The organism is Pseudomonas juntendi (assembly GCF_009932375.1).
Lineage (GTDB): Bacteria > Pseudomonadota > Gammaproteobacteria > Pseudomonadales > Pseudomonadaceae > Aquipseudomonas > Aquipseudomonas juntendi.
Map to the genome: position 1 here is coordinate 13,245 of NZ_BLJG01000144.1, position 20,214 is coordinate 33,458.

A 20,214-nucleotide genomic window follows, 5' to 3' on the forward strand; every position below is an offset into this window, starting at 1 on the left:
GGATGCAGTGATGCGAAGTTCCTTCTTCAGACAAGCATGTTGGACCGGGCTGCTGGCCGCGCTGTTGCCCCAGGCGCAGGCGGCACCCAAAGGCTGCGAAGCGTTCGGCCAACTGCCTGCGATCATCGAGATCGACCAGGGCCTGCAGCAGGAACTGCGCTTGCCGGTGGCGATCGAGCGGGTTGCGGTCGGCGAGCCGAAGGTGGCCGATGTCCAGGCCAGCGGTGAGCGCGGTGTGGTGATTACCGCGGTGGGCCAGGGTAATACCAGCCTGATGATGTGGACAGCCTGCACGCCGTCACCGCACAAGGCGATGGTGTTCGTCCGCGGGCGGGCCAGCGCCGATATGGCCCAGGACAGCTTCCTGCCGTCGCAGGACACGCAACTGCCCAGCCAGGTGCAAGCCGATATCCGGTTTGTCGAAGTGCGCCGCAGCAAATACAAGGAGGCAGGGGCACGGCTGTTTTTCAAGGGGTCGAACAATAGCCTGATTGGCTCGCCTGGTACCGTGCCCAATACCAGCGTAACGCCCGGTTCTGTTCCTGTCGTGAATCCCGCGATCCCCCTTGATGACACCGTTTTCAACATCGTCTGGGGCGGTGGCAGCAGCCGCTTCCTGGCCATGATCAATGCCTTGGAGAACAGCGGTTTCGCCTACACCCTGGCGCGCCCGAGCCTGACCGTGCTCAGTGGCCAGACAGCCAGCTTCCTGGCCGGTGGCGAAATTCCGATCCCGGTGCCCAGTGCCGGCAGTGACAACGTCTCGATCGAGTACAAGGAGTTCGGCGTGCGCCTGGCACTGACCCCGACGGTCATCAGCCAAGGCCGGATCACCCTCAAGGTTGCCCCCGAAGTCAGCGAGCTGGACTACAGCAACGTGGTGACCATCGCCGGTACTCAGGTCCCGGGGCTGACTGTACGGCGCACCGACACCAGCATCGCCCTGGCCGATGGCGAAAGCTTCATCATCAGCGGCCTGGTCAGCAACAACACCCGTTCAGCGGTAGACCGGCTACCCGGCCTGGGCAGCCTGCCGATACTGGGGGCGTTCTTCCGCAATTCGACCATGCGCCGCGACGAAACCGAACTGCTGATGATCGTTACCCCGCACCTGGTGCAACCCTTGGCGGTCAATGCAAAGCTGCCGCCCTTGCCGGGCGAGCACCTGCGCAACTACGACCCCAGCTGGGGCCGCCTGTTCTTCCTGGAGAACGGCAACTTCGATGGCAAGGGCGGGCTGTCGCAATGAACGAGAGCCTGAACCCGACCTTCCTCGCCATCACCCGCACCGAAGAGGACCTGCACTGGCTGCAGGGCGCCTTGGCTCCGCAAGGCCAGGTGATCGGCGCCAACGGTGGCAGCCTCGACGAGCTGCTGGCCCTGGTCAATGCCACCTTCAGCAACCTGATGTTCATCGGCCTGGACCGCGAGCAACTGATCAACCAGTGCGCCTTGATCGAGGGCGTGCTGGAGGCCAAGCCAATGCTGGCGATCGTCGCCCTCGGCGATGGCCTGGATAACCAGTTGGTGCTGCATGCCATGCGCGCTGGCGCCCGCGACTTCGTCGCCTATGGCTCGCGCGCCAGCGAAGTGGCCGGGCTGGTGCGGCGCCTGGGCAAACGCATGCCGGCGGTCGCCAGCAACCCCAGCCTGGGCGGGCTGACGGTGCTGTTCGGGGTGCAAAGCGGTGCCGACGGCGCATTGCTTACTACCCACCTTGCCCGTGTGGTGCAGCAGAGCGGCCAGCAAACCCTGCTGCTGGACCTGGGCCTGCCGCGTGGCGACAGCCTGGCGCTGCTGGGCCTGGAGGCATCGTTCTACTTCGGTGACGCCCTGCGCCACCTGCGCCGCCTCGACACCACACTGATCGACAGCGCATTCACCCGCGACAACACAGGCCTGCGCCTGCTGACCTATGCCGAAACCGATGAGCCACTGCAACACACCAGCGCTGCCGAGTTGTACATGCTGCTCAGCGCCCTGCGCCAGCACTTCCAGCACATCATCGTCAACCTCGCCGGGCATGCCGACAGCGAGGCCCTGCGCACGTTGGTCAGCCACTGCGACAAACTGATCATCTACACCGACCAGAACATTCTCGAGTGCCGGCGCAACCTGGAGGTGCTCGACCTGTGGCGTGATCACGGCATCAAGCTGGAACACGCCAGCCTGTTGGTGGACCGCTACCTGAGCAACGTGGCCCCCGACGCCGACACCCTGGCCAAACGCTACGCGCTGCCTTTGCTCAGGGCCCTGCCCTATAGCCCTGAAGTGCGCCTGAACGTGAAAAACCAGGGCCTGAGCCTGTTCGAACTGGCCCCCCGTGAGCAGCTTACACAAGCCTTGCGCAGCCTGGGCGAACGCCTGGCCCGGCGCTCGGAAAACCTCGCACCGCCGGCCGTCACCTGGCTGCGCCGGCTTTGGGGCAGCAAATGAACAACGATCAACCGTTTGGTGGCCCGCAACCGGCCGCGGGCGACCCCTACGCGCTCAAGCGCGCACTGCACCGCTTTGCCATCGATGCCATCGAGGACAGCGGCCGCAACCTGCTGGAGGGCGCACGGCCGGCGCTGACCCAGTTCGTGCTGGAGCAGGTTGGTGACTACGTTGCGCGCCTGCGCCTGGCGCTGTCGCGGTATGAAATGGAGCGGCTGGCCGAAGAGCTGGTGGACGAGTTGACCGGCTTCGGCCCGCTGGAAGTATTGCTGCGTGACCCCAGCGTCACCGAAATTCTGGTCAATGGCCCCCATCGGGTGTTCGTCGAGCGGGCCGGCCTGTTGCAGCAGACCGACCTGCGGTTCATCGACGCCCACCATGTAGAGCGGGTGATGCAACGCATCCTCGCCCCGCTCGGGCGACGCCTGGACGAGTCCTCGCCCATGGTCGACGCCCGCATGCCCGACGGCAGCCGGGTCAATGCGATCATTCCGCCCGTGGCGCTGGACGGCCCGTGCCTGTCGATCCGCAAATTCCGCCAGGACATGCTCAAGAGTGCCGACCTGCTGGCCACCCGCGCTATCGACCAGCCGATCTTCGACTTTTTCGAACGCGCCGTGGGCAAGCGCTGCAACATTCTGGTCAGCGGCGGCACCGGCACCGGCAAGACCACCCTGCTGAACATCCTCAGCCAGATGATCGCCCCTCGCGAGCGCCTGGTCACCATCGAAGACGTTGCCGAACTGCAACTGCACCACCCCCACGTGGTGCGCCTGGAAACCCGCCCGCCCAATGCCGAAGGGCACGGTGAGATCAAGGCCAGCGAGCTGATCCGCAACGCCCTGCGCATGCGCCCGGACCGCATTATCCTCGGCGAAATCCGCGGCAGCGAAGTGCTCGATGTGCTGACCGCGATGAACACGGGCCATGATGGCTCGATGAGTACCGTGCACGCCAACAGCGCACCGGACGCACTCTTGCGCCTGGAGACACTGGTCGGCCTGAGTGGCAGGCAAGTTGCCGAAAAGACCTTGCGGCAAATGGTCTGTGCAGCGCTGGATGTGGTGATCCAGCTGACCCGCCTGCCCGATGGCCGACGCTGCGTCAGCGAAGTGCTGGAGGTGGTTGGCGTGCGCGATGAGGTGTACGTCACCAACACCTTGTTCCGCCTGGACCGCCGGGGCGGTGACAGCTTCCTGCGCGAGGCGCTCCACCCGGCCGGCAGCAAGCTCAAGGCAGAGGGCCTGCTGTGACCGGCCCGCTGCTGCTGGCGCTGTGCCCGCTGTTGCTGGGCCTGGCCCTGCTGCTGTTGCGCCGCGGCCTGTACAAGCGGCACGAAGAGCGCATCCTGCAACGCCTCGGGCGCGCGTTCAGCATTGTGCGCAACGGTGCGGCACGGCGCAGTTGGCTCGACCCGCTGCTACAACGCGCCGGCTTGACGACTGTCGAGCTGCACCCCCAGCGCTGGCTGCTGGCCTGGCTGGGGCTGGCGCTGTTGGCGCTGGTCGCGCTTGGCTGGGTCGCTGCGCTGATGCTGCTGACCGGTCTGCCGGCCATTGCCTACCTGCTCATCAGCTGGCAGAGCCGCCGGCACATGCGGCACGTCGTCGAGCAACTGCCCGGCCTGCTGGACTACAGCGTGCGCAGCCTCAAGGCCGGGCGCACGCTCAATGATGCGGTACTGGGCGCTATCGACAGCAGCCGCGAGCCATTGCGCACTACGCTGGCGAGGGTCCGGCGCAATGTGCAACTGGGCGTGCCGCTGGAGGACGCCATGACCGAACTGGCCGAGTTGCACCAGCAAGACGAATTGCGGCTGTTCGCCCTGGGCTTGCGCATCAACCAGCGCCATGGCGGCAACGCCAGCGAACTGATGGAGAACCTCATCAAGCTGATCCGCGAGCGCGAGCAAGGCGCCCGCCAGCTCAAGGCCATGACCGGCGAAACGCGCATCACGGCCATCATTCTCGGGGCGTTGCCACTGGCGATGGTCGGTTACTTCCTGCTGGCCAACCCCCACTACCTGCTGGCCATGTGGCGTGACAGCAGCGGCCAACTGATGCTGTTGCTGGCCTTCGCCTTGCAGGTACTCGGCTGCCTGGTGTTGTGGCGCATGATGAGGAGCTTGTGAACATGGCCATGCTGATCTGCGCCCTGTGCCTGCTGATCGCCGCCGGCCTGTTTGCCCAGCAGGCCATTCGCCAATGGCGGGCCCGGGTGCTGGTGGCGCGAAGGCTACAGGGGCGCCTGGCCCGTGCCGAGCGCCTGGAGGGCTGGCTGCACTGGCTGGGCAGTAGCCCCTGGGGGCAGCGGCTGCAGAAGTTCGACGGTGAAAGCCAGGCCCTGCTCGAGCGCATCGGCTGGCGTCGCAGCCGCCAGCGCGCGCTGTTCGCCGCCTTGCAACTGGGCCTGCCACTGCTGGCGGTGGTACTGACCCTGCTGTTGCAGCAAGGCTTCAAAGGCGCTGCCGCCGCCCATTGGGTGGTCTGGCCATTGTGTGCCTTGGGCGCCGCTTACCTGCTGCCCAAGCGCCTGCTGGCCCTGGCTGCCGCCCGGCGCCAGCAGCGCATTGCCGCAGAGGTTGGCCTGATGATCCCCATGCTGCGAATCCTGTTCGAAACCGGGCTGGCGGTCGAGCAGGCACTGCGCCTGCTGAGCCAGGAAGGGCGAACGCTGATTCCGAACATCAGCGAAGAACTGCGCCAGATACTGCAGCGGGTGGATTCGGGGCTGGGGCTGGGCCCGGAGCTGGACAAGGCCGCACAGGTACTGGCGGTGGACGAATTCACCGACACCTGCGTGATCCTGCGCCAGTTGCTGGCCCAAGGCAGCGGCGCAATGAAGTCGTTGCTGGCCCTGAAAGCCTTGCTCGATGACCGCCGCCTGACTCGCCTGCAAGAGCGGGTGTCGATGATGTCGGCAAAAATGTCGGCGGTAATGATGGTATTCCTGTTCCCGGCCCTGCTGATCGTGCTTGCCGGGCCAGGCTTCTCTGCATTGGCGCGGGCGTTGAGCCCCTGAGGAAAGCGGGATGAAGACAGTCGTGTTGTGCGCATGCCTGGTGTTGCTGAGCGGCTGCGCCGGGCAACAGCCGCAAGACCTGCGCTCGTTGTTCACCGCCTCCGGTTGCAGCAAGCCGGACGCCGACCAGCAACTGGCCCTGAACCTGGCGGACGAAATGCTCAATGACGGCCGCCCGCATGCCAGCCTTGCGCACCTGCAGCAACTGCCGGACACCCTCGACCAGGTGCGCCTGCGCAAGGCCAAAGTGTCCCGGCTGCTTGGCCTTGGCGAGGCCGAACCCTTGTACCGCAGCCTGCTGGGCGGCTGCCTGGCTGCCGAAGGCGAGCATGGCCTGGGCCAACTGGCCGCGGCACGTGGCGACGACATCCAGGCCTTGCAGAACCTGCAGCGTGCTGTACGCCTGGCGCCTACCGATGAACGCGTACGCAATGACCTGGGCGTGGTCCTGATGAACCTGGGGCGTTACGAGCAGGCTCGCTTCGAGTTGCTGACGGCCATCGAGCTGAAAGACGACAACCCCCTGCCTGCGATCAACCTGGTGACCTTGGCGCTGCTCCAGGACAACTGGCAGCAGGCGACCGACCTGGTCGGCCGCTTGCAGCTTGAGCCCCGGCAGTTTGCCGCGGCCAAGGCGCGGGCCGGGCAGATCAAGGCCGGTGGCCGAGGCCCGGTCGCCTCGGCCCAGGCATCGCAGCCGATGGTCAATTGAAACTGGGAGGTGAACATGATCAGGTACATGATGGTGCTGGCCTGCTGCATGGGTAGCGCGGCGCTGCACGCCGAGCAATACCCGCGCCCGAGCCCTCAGGATGAAACGGCCACCGAGCGGCTGCTGCGTGTGCAGTCCAGCGGCGCACAGGCCTCGCGCCACCTGCAGGTACAAACGGCGCGGGAACGCGACCAGTCCATGCAGCGCTGGCTGGATACCTACAAGTACGAGATCCCCGACTTCTACCGCTGGACCAAGATGACCGAGCGCAACAATTAGCGGGGGCTTGCCGTGTCGTCAACGCTCAGCCCAGGCAGGCCAGTGAGACGGCAAAGCCTGCCAGCAGACAGGGCGCGAACGGCCTTTTTTGCCGCGGCTGTCGCGCACCTCGGCGAACCAGTTGCCAGGCCACCAGCACCACCCCCGCAGCAATGAAAGTGACCAGCACGTGAGCAACGCTGCTGGCCAGCGCCAACGCACCGAGCAGCTTGACGTCACCGGCCCCGAACTGCCCCAGCGCGTAGCCCGGCAGCGTGAGCAGCAGCACGATGAACAACGCCAGCGCCGCATCACTGCCCTGGGCACCGAGCCAACTGCGCCCTGTGGCCAGCAACCAGGCCAGCGCAAGGGTTGCGGCACCCAGCGTCAGTACATTGGCTATCTGCCGTTCGCGGGCATCCTGCCCGGCGCACAGCGCTAGCCACACCAGCAATGCAAGGCTGTGCATGGGCAATTGGCCATCCCTGTTCGTCGATCGGTTCTATGCTGTTGTTCAGGACACATGGTCAGGGTAGACGCAATCATGAAAGCAGGCCCGGCAAAACGGCAGCACGGTGCGGCAGCCATCGAGTTCGCGGCGGTGTTCATGATCTTCTTCGCCGTGTTCTACGGCCTTGTCAGCTACTCCCTGCCCATGCTCATGCTGCAATCGTTCAACCAGGCCAGCGCCGAGGCGGTGCGCCGCTGCGTGGCGCTGGACCCGGGCAGCCCCAGCTACACCAACGATGTGCAGAACCTGGCCCGCCAGGTCATCAGCCAGCAGTTGCAGTGGCTGCCTGCTGCCTTCGACTTCCAGCCGGCCAGCGACGCACAGGTCACCTTGGGCACCGACAAGCTGCTGACGGTAGCCATCGATTATCCCAAGGCAAAACTCACCCATGTGCTGCCCATGCTGGTGCTGCCGTTGATTGGCGAGGTACCGCGCCTACCCGACCGGCTGCGTGCCGAAGCGAGCCTGCAACTGTGAACGGCCTGTTCGAGCGCTGGCTCGGCGGCCAGGCCCCGCTGCCGGCAGAACAGCACTCTCCAGCCACCGGGTTGCAATTGTGGCTGGATGATCAAGGCCACGTGCTGCGCCTGGCCGGGCCGCTGCGCACGCTGTTGCCGGCAAGCCCGCACCACGCCGCGCGGGTGCATGACTACCTGCAACGGCATAGCTGGCTGGTACTCGAAGGCGCCCCGGCGGACTGGCAGGGGCAGCCGCTGGACCTGGACTTCGTGACCGTGCACGGCACTGCCCTGCATACGCGCGGCTGGCTCCTGCGCCAGGCTGACGGGTGGCTGCTGCAGGTGTTCGATATCGGCGACCTGCTGGGTGAGCGCGAAAAACACGCCCATGACCTGGCGCAGCACCACCTGGCCTTGGCGCTTGGCCGGGCCATGCGTGACTGCGACGAACAGCACCTGCTGCCGACCACAACCGCTCAACTGCAACACTTGGCCGAGCACTGGCAGGCGGGAGCCCTGCGCCTGCTGCTGCCAGGTGACAGCGGCTGGTACAGCTACGCCAGCAGCGATGCCGTTTGGCCCTGGGCAGACGACGAGCGCCTGCGTGCCTGGCTGCATACGTTGCCAGCCGCCGCTCGGCAGCTGACGGCCGAGCACCCGCTGCTGCACTCGTCGGCTGCCGGCCTGCCGCTGGTCGCCCTGCCCTACCAGCACGGCCACTGTGTTCAGGCCTGGTTACTGTGTGCCGGGGCACCAAGGCCACCCACACCCCAAGCGCAGGCTACCCTGCTGCCCGCGCTGGTCGAACCGCTGCTCAGCCGCCTGCGCCAGCAGCAGCTGCAGCAGCGCGCCTGCCACCTGGATGAACTGCAGCAGCAACTGGGCGCTGGCTGGTGGTCATGGCCCTTGCAGGGGCCACTGGCATTCGACCCGGCCCTGGCATCACGCCTGGGCCTGCCGCGCGATGCCAGCTGCGAACAATGGTTCGGCCGTTTGCACCCGGCCGACCGCGAAGCTGCACGCATGGCGCTGGCGCAACTGCGCGACGGCATCGCGTTGAACCTGAACCTGCGCCTGTTGCCCGCCGACGACCTGGCGGGCCCACGCTGGCTGCAGTGGGTCGGCCAGTTGCGCGGGCGCCAGGTTCAGGGCTTCGTGCTCGATATCAGCGCCTTGAAAGCCCAGGAGCTACAGGCCGGGGCGGCCCGCGCACGGCTGGAAAACCTGATCGCCAGCTCGCCAGCGGTGATCTACATCCAGCGCTACGCCGACGGGGCGCTGCACAGTGACTTTTTCAGCGCCAGCCTGACCCCGCTACTGGGCTGGCCCAAAGACGGCGAATTGGCCCAGCAACCCGGCCAGGCGGTGCACCCGGACGACCGCACGCTATGGCTGGAACGTACGCGCACGCTACTGCGCGACGGCCAGGTTCGCAGCCGCTACCGCTTGCGTGATGAGCGCGGCGGCTATCACTGGATACTGGACGAGGCCCGCCTGCTACGTGACGACCTGGGGCAACCGGTCGAGGTCGTGGGCCTGTGGCTGGATGTCAGCGAGGCCACCGAGGCTGCCGAACGCGTGCGCCAGAGCGAAGAGCGCTACCGGGCGCTGGTGGAAGACTCGCCCGCGCTGATCTGCCGGTACACGCCTGCGCTGCAATTGCTGTTCGGCAATCGGCCGCTGGCCGAGCTGCTGGAGTGCCCGCCACAGCAACTCGGCGAAATGAACCTGGGCCAGTGGATGAGCGATAGCCAACGCACGGCGTTCGTGCAGCGCCTCGCCACGCTGAGCCCGCAGCAGCCGTTGAGCAGTGCCGAGGTCTGCCTGCAATTACCGGGGCGCCGCAACGCCTGGTGGGTGTGGGCCGAGCGTGGCCTGTTCGATGAGCACGGGCAACTGGTGGAGATCCAGGCAGTTGCCCGCGACAACACGGCAGTGCGCCATAGCCAGCAGCAACTGCTGCAGGCAGCCAAGATGGCCACCTTGGGCGAACTGGCAACGGGGCTGGTGCATGAAATCAACCAGCCGTTGACCACCATGCGCCTGGCGGTGGTCAACGGGCTGAAACGCCTGGAAAGCGGTGCCGCCGATGTTCCGTACCTCACAGGCAAGCTGCAGCGCATCGACAACCAGCTGGAGCGCGCCATTCGCCTGGTCGAGCATCTGCGCACCCATGGGCGGCGGTCCGAGGTGGAACAGCAGGTGTTCGCCGCCTGGGTGGCGGTGCTCGGTGCGCAGGCGCTGCTGGCCGAGGGTTTGTGCGGCAAAGGCGTAACGCTGGCCATCGAGGCACCCGAGCGGTGCCCGCACGTGCTTGGCCATCAGGACCAGCTTGAGCAGGTGCTGATCAACCTGGTAGTCAATGCGCGGGACGCTTTGCTGGAACGGCGCGTTGCCCACCCACACATCCGCGTAGGCCAGCGCATCGAGCACGGGCAGTTGTGCCTACTGGTGGAAGATAACGCCGGCGGTATCGACCCGCGCCTGCTCGAGCGCATTTTCGAGCCGTTCTTCACCACCAAGCCAGCAGGGGTCGGCACTGGGCTCGGTTTGTCGGTGAGCCACGGCATCGTCGATGCCATGGGCGGCAGGCTGGCGGTGCACAACCGCAACGAAGGCGCCTGCTTCGAAGTGTGGTTGCCGATCTACAAGGCCAACTGAGCGCGGTTGGCACAGGTGAGGTTGGCGCCGACCTCGGCGTTGACCAGGTCGATGCCCAGGGCCTTGAGCAGCACGTTGAGCAAGGGGTCGAGCAGCGGGCTGAGCAGGTTCCTGATCAAGGGCTCGACGATACCTTTGACCGTGCCGAGCACGTTGCCAACCAGCACCAGCACATCGCCGAGGCCGCTGTTCACGGTGGGTTTGTAGGCTTCCAGCTGTATGCCCTGCAAGGTCTCGGCCAGGCTGCCGACGACCGTGCTGTTGGCGGTTTGCATGCTCTGGTACGCAGGGCTGAGGCCGATGTTGGGCGGCACGCTGTCGGGCGCCTGGAACACCAGTGGGCGGTCGAGGGCCCCGCTGCCCAAGACCTTGCTGTTGACGCGCACGCCCAGCCCGCCTCCAGTGAAGGGCATGCGGGCGTCACAGATGGCGGGCAGTATCAGCAACCGGGTACACCGCTTGGTACCGATGTCCACCAATGGCAATGCTTTGACCACCGTGGTGCCGCTCATGAAGAACGCATTGCTGGACTCGAAACGCCCCACCGCAACCTTGGCCGCCGAGCTTTGCGCCTGCGTGACAAGGCGCTTGGGTGAACAACTGAAGGTGCCTGGCGCTTGCGGGTCGAGGCGCGTGGTCGCTTCCGCCACCTCAAGGCCGATATCCAGCGACAGCTTGTCCGGGACCAGGATGATATCGGTGACAGTGCACGGCACGCCGACCAGGCACAATACCGATTGCAAGGTACTGGCGAGGTTCAGGCTCAGCAGGTTGTTGAGCACATTGGTGATCGGCCCGACCAGGTCGAGTACCGCGTTGAGCAAGCCGAACACCGAGTCGAGCAGCGGCAGGTCGAGCGAAATCATCGCCCGCACCTGCGCGGTATGTACCCGCAATTCATCGGTGCGCGGGTCACCCACCGCAGAAATCTGCTGCGGCTCGATCACTTTCAGGCGGACCCGGCCATTGACCAGCCCCAGCACGCTGACCGGCAAGTCCACCGTTGCCGCACTTTCACTGACCGCCAGCTGGATAACGCCCTGCACCAGTTGCAGCAACTGGATACTGGCATCCAGCCCGGCCTGCGTGGTGCCGTTCTGGATGTCGAGCAAATCGCCCAGCTGCAGCAAGGTGCTGTTGCTGGCACCCAGTGCCAGCTTGCCCAGGTTGGTCACCACGTTGGCGGCCGCGCCGCTCTGCTGCAGTACTTTCACCGCCGCCTGCAGCAGTTGCGTAGCGGTAGCATCGGCGCTGAGCAGTTGCCGGTAGTCACCGGCCTTGAGGTTGAGGTCGATGGCCAGTTGGTCCAGGTAGCGCAGCACGTTGAGCTGGGTGCTGGCAATGCCTTGCCAACCGGCCACATCAAGCTGCACGTTACCGCCCAAGGCACCAAGCAGGGCATTGAGCAACACCGACTGTCGCGAATCGACGGTGGCCAGGGTGGTTCGGATACTCAGCATGGCCTGCGGTGGAACAGGCGACGATGCCACCGCATGGGCGTGCAAGCTGGTGGTCAGCGGCACCCCTGTGCCCTGTGCCAGGCTATACACCCCCGCCGCGACGCTGGTGGGGACCGTGTTGCTCACATCCACCCGGATCGCCTCGGTGCGGTTGTTGTCCGTGGTGAAGGTGCGCAGGCTGTTGGCGCCGGTCTGCAAGTAGCCGCAGCTGGCCGCCAGCGGGTTGCCGGGCGCATGGCCGTTGCGGGTGGCCGCCGCCCGGGCAACCACCGTGGCCTGCGGCCCGCTGCCGGTGCAAACGGCATACTGGCCGGCCGCCTCCAGCGCGGCCATGTCGGCAATGCGTTGCAGCTTGCGCTGCTCCAGGTACAACCGGCCGCTGTCGATCACCAGCAGCATGAACAACAGCGCCAGGCCCAGGGTAACCACGGCCATGAGGCCGATTGCGCCACGCTGGCGGGCAGCGAATGAGGGAAGCACGGGCACTCCTTTGCCGGCCATTGGCCATGCGTCGCGGCTGCGATGCAAGGAGTGTAGATGCGCTAATGGCCAATTGCCCTACTTGAACGAACCGGGTGCGGGCCGGTCAATTTCTGCAGTCCACCTTTGCAGGCTTCTGGCATGAACAATCCATTCGAGCAGATCAGCGCCGCTTTCGCCCCCGAATACCGGGTCAACCTGAGCATTGCCAACCTTGACGGCAGCATCATGCTGACCCTCTCCGATGACGCTGGCGTGGTTGCCAAGCGCCTGATCACCCGCGCCCAGCGCAACGACCCGGTGCGCCTGCAGCGGGTGATCGACAGCATACGCTTGGGCCTGGCCATCGAGCTGGGCCAGAACCCCTTGCAGGTGCTGGCTGCGCTGACCCGCGACGCCCGTCACGAGCCCCGTGCGTTCCTGGCCAATTGAGGGCTACTTGCCCTCTTCCACCTGCTTGCCGTTGGCATCCAGCACCTTGGTCGAGGGGTAGCGGTACGAGGCGTAGCGCACCACCAGGATCGAGAACGCCAGCAGCAGAATGCCCCCGCACAGGTACAGCAGCCCTTCATCCGGCGCCTTGTGGTGCGAAACATCGCCGATCAGCAGGCGGGTGAGCGCGGTGATTGCCACGTACAAGAGGAAGCGGATGGGCATGTGGTTGGTCTTGAAGTAGATCCCGACCATGGCCCCCAGCTCCAGGTAGATGAACAGCAGCAGGATGTCATCGACGCTGATCCCGCCCTTGCCGAGCATGTCCAGGAAGGTGACCACCGCCGCATAGGCGGTGATGGCGCCGATGCCGAACAGGGCAAGGTAATGGAAGGCTTCGACGCACAGGTTGCCCAGCGAGTCGGCCGAGCCGTGCAGGCCCTTGCGCAGTTTTTCTGCCCATTTGATGTTCACGATGTTTCATTCCCCACTACGACTTTCAAGGATGATGCGCCACGGGTGTGACGTTTCTGCCATGCAGTTAAAGGGCCAGGCCCCTGCCATGGGAAGGCGGCCGATTGCCGCAAGGCACTTTGTGGCATGGCAAGCTGCAGAAAATGAAATGGCATTGCGCCAGCGGAAAATCAGATTTAAGCCCTTTCTTGTAGGGCATTTCCCAAAGATACTCTTGCCGTTTGTTTTCCGTTGCGGTCGTTTTGGCAGCGCTCTAATGTCGGTGGGTCGCTGCATATCAGCGATCGGCTTTGACAGGCCGCGACGAGATACTTCGCATAGCTTGATCCATTATGGTGGCTGTGCATGGGGCACGTTCGCGTGCGCCGGTTCTGGTATCCGCCGGTCTGTCAACCTATGCACAGCTGCCACCTACGTGTTTGACAGCAAGTGGGGAGCGGCCCAAGAAATGGATACCAAAGCATGCTGAAACTTATCCCCGACCCACCCCATCCTCTCGAAGAAACCCTTCGCGCAGCAACTGTGGAAGCTGGCTTGCCAGCGATGCGGCCAGACCAGGCATCAAAGGCACATCAGGGGACTGACCAATGACCATAGAAGACACCCAGTTCACCGTCGGCAAGACCACTTTCTACCAGGGCGAAAACGGCACCCACCCGCTATTCCGCATCGAGCCCGGGATCCCGTGCAGGGATGCCCGCGAACAGTCTTCGGAGTTGATGGGGTATGTGCGCGAATTGACCATCACCGGGTTGATGGATGGGAAGCCGATGATGATATGGGCTGCGCATTACTTGAGTGCGATGGCCAAGGCGCTGATGGATGATGCCGAGCTGGGGATGAAGCAGTGAGGGTTTGGCTCTAGGTTGCAGGAGGGCTGGCAGGGGTTCGCCGCAGCATCTTCAGCGCCTGTGAGATCGAGCGCCGCCCGCGCCGGCGAGCGTTTCTCTGCTTGGGCATGGCCGAACACTTCGGTCAGCCGCGAAGGTATGCGTGCCAGGTGCGAGGTGATGGTGCCCAGGTCTTCGCCACGGTGGGTGAGCGCCACGTAAATCAAGCCACCGGCATTGATCACGTAATCGGGCGCATACAGTATCCCGCGGGTCTCCAGCTGGTCAGCCACCTGCAAGGTGGTCAGCTGGTTGTTCGCCGCCCCCGCCACTGCCGCGCAGCGCAGTTGCATCACGCTCTGCCCGTTCAGCACCGGCCCCACACCGCACGGGGCAAAGATGTCGCAGGGGGTGCTGATCAACGCATCGTGGGTCACCGGGTGGGCATCGAGCTGCTCAACAGCCAGCCGTACCCGCCCTGTGTCCAGATCGCTCACCAACAGTTCCGCCCCCGCCGCATGCAGTTGTTCGGCCAGGGCGTAGCCAACATTACCCAGCCCTTGCACCGCTACCCGCAGGCCTTCGAGGTTGTAGCTGCCCAAGCGGGCATAGGACGTGGCGCGGATGCCGGCGAATACCCCCATTGCCGCATGCGGTGAGGGATCACCCGAGGCCGTGGTACTGGTCACATGCGGCGTGCTCTGGGCGATGCAGTCCATGTCCAGGGTCGAGGTGCCACTGTCCACGGCAATGATGAAACGCCCTTGCAAGGTATCGACGAAGCGGCCGAAGGCCTCGAACAAAGCTGCGCGGTTTTCCACATGCGGGTTGCGCAAGATCACCGCCTTGCCGCCCCCCACGGGCAAGCCCGCCAGTGCCGCTTTGTAGCTCATGCCCTGGGCCAGGCGAATCGCGTCGGCCATGGCGCTTTCGTCATCGGCGTACGGCAGGTAGCGGCAGCCACCCAGCGCCGGCCCCAACTGCTGGCTGTGGATCGCCACCACCGCTTTCAGGCCCGTGGGCGGGTCGGTGAACAAGTGCAGTGACTGGGTACGGGTGCTTTGCATCAGCGCGAACATCGACAGGCTCCCCAACAGGTGCAGCACCCAGTATAAGCCCGCCCTCATGTTTGCAGCCGCCGGCAGACCACTGGACGAAACCCCGCACGGCAGCTAATACTCAAGCGAGTGTGGAGAAGCCCCATGAACCCACGTCAAGCCTGCCTGGCCTGCCTGGAACGCGAGCCCGTCGCCCTGCTGGAAGCCGCATTGTGGGTTGCCGCCGAGCACGACCCTAACGTCGCGCCTGCCGCCAGCCTTGCCACCGTGCACGACCTGCAGCGCGAAATCAGTGCCCACCTGCCCATGCTACCGTTGAGTGAACTGGCACAGCCTCTGCTGCGCCAACTCAATGCACTGGGTTTTGTGCAAGACGAATACCTGCCGTTGCGGCCACATGCCGCCATGCTGGACAAGGTGCTGCAACGCCGCCGAGGCCAACCGCTGGCCCTGGCCATCCTCGCCCTCGAGCTGGCCAGGCGTTTGTGCATACCGCTGGAGGGCGTGGGTTTTCCCGGGCACTTCCTGTTGCGCGTGCCGGGTGCCGACCACCTGCTCGATCCCTGTGGCGGCAGGCGCCTGTACCCCAGCGACTGTCGCGAGCTGCTGGCACGCCAGTTTGGCCCCGACCTGCCGCTGACGGCAGAGCACCTGCGCACCGCCAGCGCGCAGCAGATGCTGCAGCGCCTGTCGCGCAACCTGCGCCAACTGCATATCAGCCATGACAACCACCTGGCGGCGTTGATCGACGCCGAACGGGTCATGCAATTAGGGCCGGTGCAGGTCGCGGACTACATGACCCGCGCCTCGCTTTACCAACACCTGGACTGCCCCCAAGCCGAACGCTACGACTTGGAGCATGCCCTGCTGCTGACGGAAGACCCGGTCCAGCGCCTGAAGCTGTGCGAGCGCATCGGCAAGCTTCCGGCGGCGAACCGCTCACTTCACTGAGCCGGGGTGTCCGGCTGCCGGGCCGGGTGGGCCTGGGCGAATGCCGGGTGCGCGGCTGCCAGTGCGGCAACCCGTTGAATGCGCGGGTAACCGCCAAGGTCGACAGCGAAACGCTCAGCCGCGTACAACTGCGGAATCAGGTACACATCGGCCAGGCCCGGGGTATCGCCAAAACAGAAACCTTCATCGCCAATCAACTGTTCCACGGCCGCCAGACCCTGGCTGATCCAGTGTGTGATCCAGGCGTTCACCTGGCCCTCGTCCTGACCGGCCTGGCGCAGCCGGTTCAGCACGCTGACATTGTGCAGCGGGTGGATGTCGCAACCGATGATCGCCGCCACACCGCGCACCTTGGCCCGCCGCTCGGCATTGGCCGGCAGCAGGGCGGGCTGTGGGTACACCTCTTCCAGGTACTCGATGATCGCCGGCGACTGCACCAGCACTTCACCGCCGTCATTGCGCAAGGCTGGCACGCGGCCCTGCGGGTTGACGGCCCTGTAGCCGGCGCCACGCTGTTCACCTTGCAGCAGGTTCACCGGCAAGGCCTGGTAGGCCAGGCCCTTGAGTGCCAGCGCGATGCGCACCCGGTACGACGAGGTGGAACGGTAATAGGTGTACAGCTCCATGCCCTGCCCCCTCAGTTGGCCGCGACGACCGTGCCACGGCATTCGCCGAAGCCGATGCTGGCCACGCCGTCACGCTGGCAGCGGGCGCGCAGGATGATCTCGTCACCGTCTTCGAGGAACTTGCGCACCTCGCCACTGGCCAGCTCCACCGGCAGTTTGCCGCCTTCGGTGATTTCCAGCAGGCTGCCGTACGAGCCAGGGGTGGCACCGGAGAGGGTGCCCGAGCCGAACAGGTCGCCCGGCTGCAACTGGCAGCCGTTGACGCTGTGGTGGGCAACCAGTTGGGCCACGGTCCAGTACATGCTGCGGGTGTTGCTCAAGGTCAGGCGGTGCGGGGCAAGGCCCTGCTCACGCATGCGCGCGGTCAGCAACAGTACTTCCAGCTCGATATCGAACGCGCCCGCAGCCTGGTCGCGCTCGTCCAGCAGGTACGGCAGTGGCTGCGGGTCGCCTTGCGGCCGGGCCGGCTGGGCGCAGCGGAACGGCGCCAGCGCCTCGGCGGTGACCACCCACGGCGAAATACTGGTAATGAAGCTTTTCGACAAGAACGGCCCCAGCGGCTGGTATTCCCAGGCCTGGATGTCACGCGCCGACCAGTCGTTGAGCAGGCACAGGCCGGCCACGTGTTCGGCAGCATCACCTACCGCAATCGCTTCACCCATGGCGTTGCCCTGGCCTACCCAGATACCCAGTTCCAGTTCGTAGTCCAGGCGCGCACAGGGGCCAAAGCTGGGCTCGGTGTGCCCGGCCGGCAAGGTCTGGCCCTTTGGCCGGCGCACCTCGGTACCCGACGGGCGGATGGTCGAGGCACGGCCGTGATAACCGATCGGCACGTACTTGTAGTTGGGCAGCAACGGGTTGTCGGGGCGGAACAGCTTGCCGACGTTCTTGGCGTGCTCGATACCCACGTAGAAGTCGGTGTAGTCACCGATCTGCGCCGGTACGTGCAACTGGCAGTCGCCGGCGTTGAGCAGGGCCGGCTTCAGCGCCGCCTGGTGTTCGCTGTGTTCACCCAGCAATGCCTGCAAGCGTTCGCGCAGGGCCACCCGCGCGCTGCGCCCCAATGCGAAGAATGCGTTCAGTGCCCCACCCCGGGTCGCCTCGACGGCAGCCTTGGCTGCGCCGTCGAACAGGCCGGCGGCCAGCACCGCCTCCAGGTCGAGGATTGCGTCGCCAATGGCCACGCCACAGCGCCTGGCTTCACCTGGCCGGCTGAAGATGCCCATTGGCAGGTTCTGCAGCGGGAAGTCGCTGTGCCCGTTGGCGTGCTCGACCCAGCTACGGGCAATGGCAGTGTGGTTCATGGGTTATCTCCGGTTCGGGTTGAAGGTGCTCGGCAAGGTGGCCCAGCAACTATCGTAGTCGGCCTGCAATTGCGGGCATTGCAGCGCTTGCACGCTCGGGCGCAGCACCTGGCTGGTCTCGAACATGAACGCCATGGTGTTGTCGACCTTGTGCGGGGCCAACTCGGCGGCAATGGCTTTTTCGCAGGTTTCGGCATCGGGCCCGTGGGCGCTCATCACCCCGTGTAACGACGCCCCACCCGGCAGGAAGCCCTCGGCCTTGGCATCGTAGGCACCCTGGATCAGGCCCATGAACTCGTTCATCAGGTTGCGGTGGAACCACGGTGGGCGGAAGGTGTTCTCGGCCACCATCCAGCGCGGCGGGAAGATCACGAAGTCCATGTTGGCCAGGCCATGCACGCTTGTCGGCGACGTCAGCACGGTGAAGATCGACGGGTCCGGGTGGTCGAAACTGACCGTACCCAACGTGTTGAAGCGGCGCAGGTCGTATTTGTACGGCACGTTGCTGCCATGCCAGGCAACCACGTCCAGCGGCGAATGCTGCAGTTCGCAGGCCCAGTGCTCACCCAGAAACTTCTGGACCAGCTGCTGCGGGCCGGTGGTTTCTTCGTAGTGCGCCACCGGGGTGAGGAAATCCCGCGGGTTGGCCAGGCCATTGCTGCCGATCGGGCCCAGGTCCGGGAGGCGCAAGGGGGCGGCGTGGTTTTCGGCGATGTAGCCGCGGGCATGGCCGTCGAGCAACTCGACACGGAACTTCATGCCACGCGGGATCACCGCAATCTCCAGCGGCTCGACCTGCAGCACGCCCAGCTCGGTGGCAATGCGCAGGCGGCCCTGTTCCGGCACCAGCAACAGTTCGCCATCGGCGTTGAAAAACACCCGTTCCATGGAGCGGTTGGCGCGGTAGATGTAGATGCTCACGCCGCTCGGTTTGTCTGCCGTGGCGTTGGCCACCATCGGCAGCCAGCCTTCGATGAAATCGGTGGGTTCGGCGGGAATCGGCTGGGGGCCCCAGCGCAGGCGATTGGGGTTGATGCCCCCCAGCGGGCCCTGTAGCGGTTGGCGCGCCAGGCGCTCGAAACGTGGGTGCAAGGCAGACGGGCGGATACGGTACAACCAGGTCCGCCGCAGCTCGCTACGGGCCATGGTGAACGCCGTGCCGGACAGCAGTTCGGCGTACAGCCCATAGGGCGCCTGCTGCGGCGAGTTCTGCCCGACCGGCAAGGCACCGGGCAGCGCTTCGCTGGCAAACTCGTTGCCAAAGCCGCTGAGGTAGTGAAGGTCGGGTGATGGATCGCGATTCATCGGTGCCTCCGGGCTCTGGCCGAGCCGTTGCGGGCAGTTGGCTGCAGGCCCTTGGGTGGGCGGCAGCGGGTCTGCATTGTTTTTATCGTAATCAGATTACGAATAACGTAATTTGCTCCCCGCATGGCGTCAAGCTATAAAGGCCCGACTGAAGAATCCGGAAGCAGCTGTCCATGGCCAAAGCCAGTACCACCGCCGACAACGGCAAGCAGAAAGTCCGCTCTGCGGAGGTCGGCACCGACATCCTCAAGGCCTTGGCTGAATTGGCCCCTTCCACCTCGTTGTCACACCTTGCCGAGCATGTACAGATGCCGGCGAGCAAGGTGCACCGCTACCTGCAGGCATTGATCGCCAGCGGGTTTGCCGAGCAGGATGCTGCCACCAACCATTACGGCCTGGGGCGTGAGGCATTACGGGTGGGGCTGGCGGCGCTGGGCAGCATCGATGTGCTGAAAATTGCTGCACTGCCCCTGTCGCAACTGCGCGACGAACTGAACGAAAGCTGCTTCATCGCCGTGTGGGGTAACCAGGGCGCGACCGTGGTCAGCATCGAGCCCGCGGTGCGGGCGGTGACCGTAGTAACGCAGATCGGCTCGGTGCTGCCGCTGCTCAGCTCATCGACCGGGTTGGTGTTCGCTGCCTACCTGCCCGAGCGGGAAACGGTAGACCTGCGTGACCGTGAACTGGCCGCCCTGCAGCACTCTGCCGACGATTATCAAGCGCTACTGGCCGGCATACGCGAACGTGGCCTGCACCATGTACACGGTTTGTTGATGCCGGGCGTGGATGCATTGTCGGCCCCGGTATTCAATGCCCTGGGGCAGGTTGCGGCGGTGATGACCGTGGTCGGGCCTACATCGATCTTCCATGCCGACGAGCATGGCCCGGCGGCACAGCGGTTGCTGGCGGCAACGCGGGAAACCAGCTGGCGAATGGGCTACTCGCCCGCGGCCTGAACAGCTGCGCAACTGTTGCCCGAAACGTAAAGGTGAATGTCATAAGCGGCTATTTTTCCTACGGGATCAAGCGCTTATTCTTTACTCACTGGCCGGCATGAAGGGCTCTCCCCCCCGCCTTTCAGGCCTGCGAGGTGCACTGACGTAGATTTTGAAGCTCCTTGATCTAACGTCTCGATTGGCCGCTGCGGCTTGCAGCGGCTTTTTTTTGCGCTGAATAATGACGCCCGCGGACACCGGCAAAGCCTCAGGGCCACGCGACACCTGCAGGAGCAACTGTC

General features: G+C 65.1%; 19 protein-coding genes and 1 pseudogene. 13 read left to right on the top strand and 7 right to left on the bottom strand.

The window, feature by feature from the left end; genetic code table 11:
• The first annotated feature begins 10 nt into the window (after nucleotides 1-10).
• The 7 genes from GYA94_RS18505 to GYA94_RS18535 are packed head-to-tail and all read left to right on the top strand — an operon-like array spanning nucleotide 11 to nucleotide 6,448.
• Nucleotides 11-1,249 (top strand): type II and III secretion system protein family protein, encoded by a 1,239-nt coding sequence (locus tag GYA94_RS18505; protein ID WP_161892850.1) that lies wholly within the window; start codon nucleotides 11-13, stop codon nucleotides 1,247-1,249.
• Nucleotides 1,246-2,436: a CpaE/TadZ family protein gene (locus GYA94_RS18510; protein ID WP_009685017.1), complete on the top strand. Its 1,191-nt coding sequence runs from the start codon at nucleotides 1,246-1,248 to the stop codon at nucleotides 2,434-2,436. The genes GYA94_RS18505 and GYA94_RS18510 overlap by 4 nt, the downstream gene beginning before the upstream one ends.
• Nucleotides 2,433-3,689, top strand: coding sequence for a TadA family conjugal transfer-associated ATPase (locus tag GYA94_RS18515; RefSeq protein WP_054913295.1), 1,257 nt, complete (start codon nucleotides 2,433-2,435; stop codon nucleotides 3,687-3,689). Before GYA94_RS18510 ends, GYA94_RS18515 begins: the two co-directional genes overlap by 4 nt.
• Nucleotides 3,686-4,567 carry a type II secretion system F family protein gene (locus tag GYA94_RS18520; RefSeq protein ID WP_161892851.1) on the top strand — a complete coding sequence of 294 codons (882 nt, stop codon included), beginning with the start codon at nucleotides 3,686-3,688 and terminating at the stop codon, nucleotides 4,565-4,567. The genes GYA94_RS18515 and GYA94_RS18520 overlap by 4 nt, the downstream gene beginning before the upstream one ends.
• Nucleotides 4,568-4,569: 2 nt before the next feature.
• Nucleotides 4,570-5,457 (top strand): type II secretion system F family protein, encoded by an 888-nt coding sequence (locus GYA94_RS18525; RefSeq protein ID WP_161892852.1) that lies wholly within the window; start codon nucleotides 4,570-4,572, stop codon nucleotides 5,455-5,457.
• Nucleotides 5,458-5,467: 10 nt separating this feature from the next.
• The gene (locus GYA94_RS18530; RefSeq protein WP_009685011.1) at nucleotides 5,468-6,169 is read left to right on the top strand and encodes a tetratricopeptide repeat protein; all 702 of its coding nucleotides are present in this window, start codon (nucleotides 5,468-5,470) and stop codon (nucleotides 6,167-6,169) included.
• Between the two features lie 15 nt (nucleotides 6,170-6,184).
• Nucleotides 6,185-6,448 (top strand): DUF3613 domain-containing protein, encoded by a 264-nt coding sequence (locus tag GYA94_RS18535; protein WP_009685010.1) that lies wholly within the window; start codon nucleotides 6,185-6,187, stop codon nucleotides 6,446-6,448.
• A 25-nt stretch (nucleotides 6,449-6,473) separates the two neighbouring features.
• On the opposite strand, the gene GYA94_RS18540 is transcribed toward GYA94_RS18535, so the two are convergent.
• Entirely contained in the window at nucleotides 6,474-6,896 is a 423-nt protein-coding gene (locus tag GYA94_RS18540; RefSeq protein WP_054913938.1) for a prepilin peptidase, read from the bottom strand.
• Nucleotides 6,897-6,971: 75 nt separating this feature from the next.
• Here GYA94_RS18540 and GYA94_RS18545 point away from each other — a divergent pair, with 75 nt between their 5' ends.
• The gene (locus GYA94_RS18545; RefSeq protein ID WP_161892853.1) at nucleotides 6,972-7,415 is read left to right on the top strand and encodes a TadE/TadG family type IV pilus assembly protein; all 444 of its coding nucleotides are present in this window, start codon (nucleotides 6,972-6,974) and stop codon (nucleotides 7,413-7,415) included.
• Entirely contained in the window at nucleotides 7,412-10,057 is a 2,646-nt protein-coding gene (locus GYA94_RS18550) for a PAS domain-containing sensor histidine kinase (RefSeq protein WP_161892854.1), read from the top strand. The genes GYA94_RS18545 and GYA94_RS18550 overlap by 4 nt, the downstream gene beginning before the upstream one ends.
• On the opposite strand, the gene GYA94_RS18555 is transcribed toward GYA94_RS18550, so the two are convergent.
• Nucleotides 10,042-11,997 (bottom strand): pilus assembly protein TadG-related protein, encoded by a 1,956-nt coding sequence (locus GYA94_RS18555; protein ID WP_255326955.1) that lies wholly within the window; start codon nucleotides 11,995-11,997, stop codon nucleotides 10,042-10,044. The genes GYA94_RS18550 and GYA94_RS18555 overlap by 16 nt on opposite strands.
• A gap of 141 nt (nucleotides 11,998-12,138) precedes the next feature.
• On the opposite strand from GYA94_RS18555, the gene GYA94_RS18560 reads away from it, so the two are divergent.
• Complete coding sequence (locus GYA94_RS18560; RefSeq protein ID WP_009684480.1) at nucleotides 12,139-12,429, top strand: DUF3509 domain-containing protein; 291 nt, start codon at nucleotides 12,139-12,141, stop codon at nucleotides 12,427-12,429.
• Between the two features lie 3 nt (nucleotides 12,430-12,432).
• Here GYA94_RS18560 and GYA94_RS18565 read toward each other — a convergent pair whose 3' ends face one another.
• Nucleotides 12,433-12,903, bottom strand: coding sequence for a phosphate-starvation-inducible protein PsiE (locus tag GYA94_RS18565; protein WP_009681701.1), 471 nt, complete (start codon nucleotides 12,901-12,903; stop codon nucleotides 12,433-12,435).
• A gap of 587 nt (nucleotides 12,904-13,490) precedes the next feature.
• On the opposite strand from GYA94_RS18565, the gene GYA94_RS18570 reads away from it, so the two are divergent.
• Nucleotides 13,491-13,754 (top strand): DUF3077 domain-containing protein, encoded by a 264-nt coding sequence (locus GYA94_RS18570; protein WP_161892855.1) that lies wholly within the window; start codon nucleotides 13,491-13,493, stop codon nucleotides 13,752-13,754.
• 71 nt (nucleotides 13,755-13,825) lie between these two features.
• Here GYA94_RS18570 and GYA94_RS18575 read toward each other — a convergent pair.
• Nucleotides 13,826-14,812 (bottom strand): annotated as a pseudogene (locus tag GYA94_RS18575) (Leu/Phe/Val dehydrogenase); the annotation flags it as partial.
• Between the two features lie 123 nt (nucleotides 14,813-14,935).
• On the opposite strand from GYA94_RS18575, the gene GYA94_RS18580 reads away from it, so the two are divergent.
• Nucleotides 14,936-15,742 carry a SirB1 family protein gene (locus tag GYA94_RS18580; protein WP_110679681.1) on the top strand — a complete coding sequence of 269 codons (807 nt, stop codon included), beginning with the start codon at nucleotides 14,936-14,938 and terminating at the stop codon, nucleotides 15,740-15,742.
• Here the strand turns inward: GYA94_RS18580 and maiA are convergent.
• Genes maiA through hmgA form a run of 3 tightly spaced genes read right to left on the bottom strand, consistent with a single transcriptional unit; the run spans nucleotide 15,736 to nucleotide 18,977 of the window.
• Complete coding sequence (gene maiA, locus GYA94_RS18585; protein ID WP_110679682.1) at nucleotides 15,736-16,368, bottom strand: maleylacetoacetate isomerase; 633 nt, start codon at nucleotides 16,366-16,368, stop codon at nucleotides 15,736-15,738. The genes GYA94_RS18580 and maiA overlap by 7 nt on opposite strands.
• Nucleotides 16,369-16,379: 11 nt before the next feature.
• Nucleotides 16,380-17,672: a fumarylacetoacetase gene (fahA, locus tag GYA94_RS18590; RefSeq protein ID WP_054906054.1), complete on the bottom strand. Its 1,293-nt coding sequence runs from the start codon at nucleotides 17,670-17,672 to the stop codon at nucleotides 16,380-16,382.
• 3 nt (nucleotides 17,673-17,675) lie between these two features.
• On the bottom strand, nucleotides 17,676-18,977 hold the full coding sequence (gene hmgA, locus GYA94_RS18595) for a homogentisate 1,2-dioxygenase (RefSeq protein WP_161892856.1): 1,302 nt from the start codon (nucleotides 18,975-18,977) through the stop codon (nucleotides 17,676-17,678).
• Between the two features lie 173 nt (nucleotides 18,978-19,150).
• On the opposite strand from hmgA, the gene GYA94_RS18600 reads away from it, so the two are divergent.
• Entirely contained in the window at nucleotides 19,151-19,933 is a 783-nt protein-coding gene (locus GYA94_RS18600) for an IclR family transcriptional regulator (protein WP_161892857.1), read from the top strand.
• Nucleotides 19,934-20,214: the final 281 nt, after the last annotated feature.

What these genes read in the sequence shown, in the direction of transcription:
- GYA94_RS18505 (WP_161892850.1), top strand. Translation starts at nt 11, where the DNA reads ATGCGAAGTTCCTTCTTCAGACAAGCATGTTGGACCGGGCTGCTGGCC.
- GYA94_RS18510 (WP_009685017.1), top strand. Translation starts at nt 1,246, where the DNA reads ATGAACGAGAGCCTGAACCCGACCTTCCTCGCCATCACCCGCACCGAA.
- GYA94_RS18515 (WP_054913295.1), top strand. Translation starts at nt 2,433, where the DNA reads ATGAACAACGATCAACCGTTTGGTGGCCCGCAACCGGCCGCGGGCGAC.
- GYA94_RS18525 (WP_161892852.1), top strand. Translation starts at nt 4,570, where the DNA reads ATGGCCATGCTGATCTGCGCCCTGTGCCTGCTGATCGCCGCCGGCCTG.
- GYA94_RS18530 (WP_009685011.1), top strand. Translation starts at nt 5,468, where the DNA reads ATGAAGACAGTCGTGTTGTGCGCATGCCTGGTGTTGCTGAGCGGCTGC.
- GYA94_RS18535 (WP_009685010.1), top strand. Translation starts at nt 6,185, where the DNA reads ATGATCAGGTACATGATGGTGCTGGCCTGCTGCATGGGTAGCGCGGCG.
- GYA94_RS18540 (WP_054913938.1), bottom strand. Translation starts at nt 6,896, where the DNA reads ATGCACAGCCTTGCATTGCTGGTGTGGCTAGCGCTGTGCGCCGGGCAG.
- GYA94_RS18545 (WP_161892853.1), top strand. Translation starts at nt 6,972, where the DNA reads ATGAAAGCAGGCCCGGCAAAACGGCAGCACGGTGCGGCAGCCATCGAG.
- GYA94_RS18560 (WP_009684480.1), top strand. Translation starts at nt 12,139, where the DNA reads ATGAACAATCCATTCGAGCAGATCAGCGCCGCTTTCGCCCCCGAATAC.
- GYA94_RS18570 (WP_161892855.1), top strand. Translation starts at nt 13,491, where the DNA reads ATGACCATAGAAGACACCCAGTTCACCGTCGGCAAGACCACTTTCTAC.
- GYA94_RS18580 (WP_110679681.1), top strand. Translation starts at nt 14,936, where the DNA reads ATGAACCCACGTCAAGCCTGCCTGGCCTGCCTGGAACGCGAGCCCGTC.
- maiA (WP_110679682.1), bottom strand. Translation starts at nt 16,368, where the DNA reads ATGGAGCTGTACACCTATTACCGTTCCACCTCGTCGTACCGGGTGCGC.
- fahA (WP_054906054.1), bottom strand. Translation starts at nt 17,672, where the DNA reads ATGAACCACACTGCCATTGCCCGTAGCTGGGTCGAGCACGCCAACGGG.
- hmgA (WP_161892856.1), bottom strand. Translation starts at nt 18,977, where the DNA reads ATGAATCGCGATCCATCACCCGACCTTCACTACCTCAGCGGCTTTGGC.
- GYA94_RS18600 (WP_161892857.1), top strand. Translation starts at nt 19,151, where the DNA reads ATGGCCAAAGCCAGTACCACCGCCGACAACGGCAAGCAGAAAGTCCGC.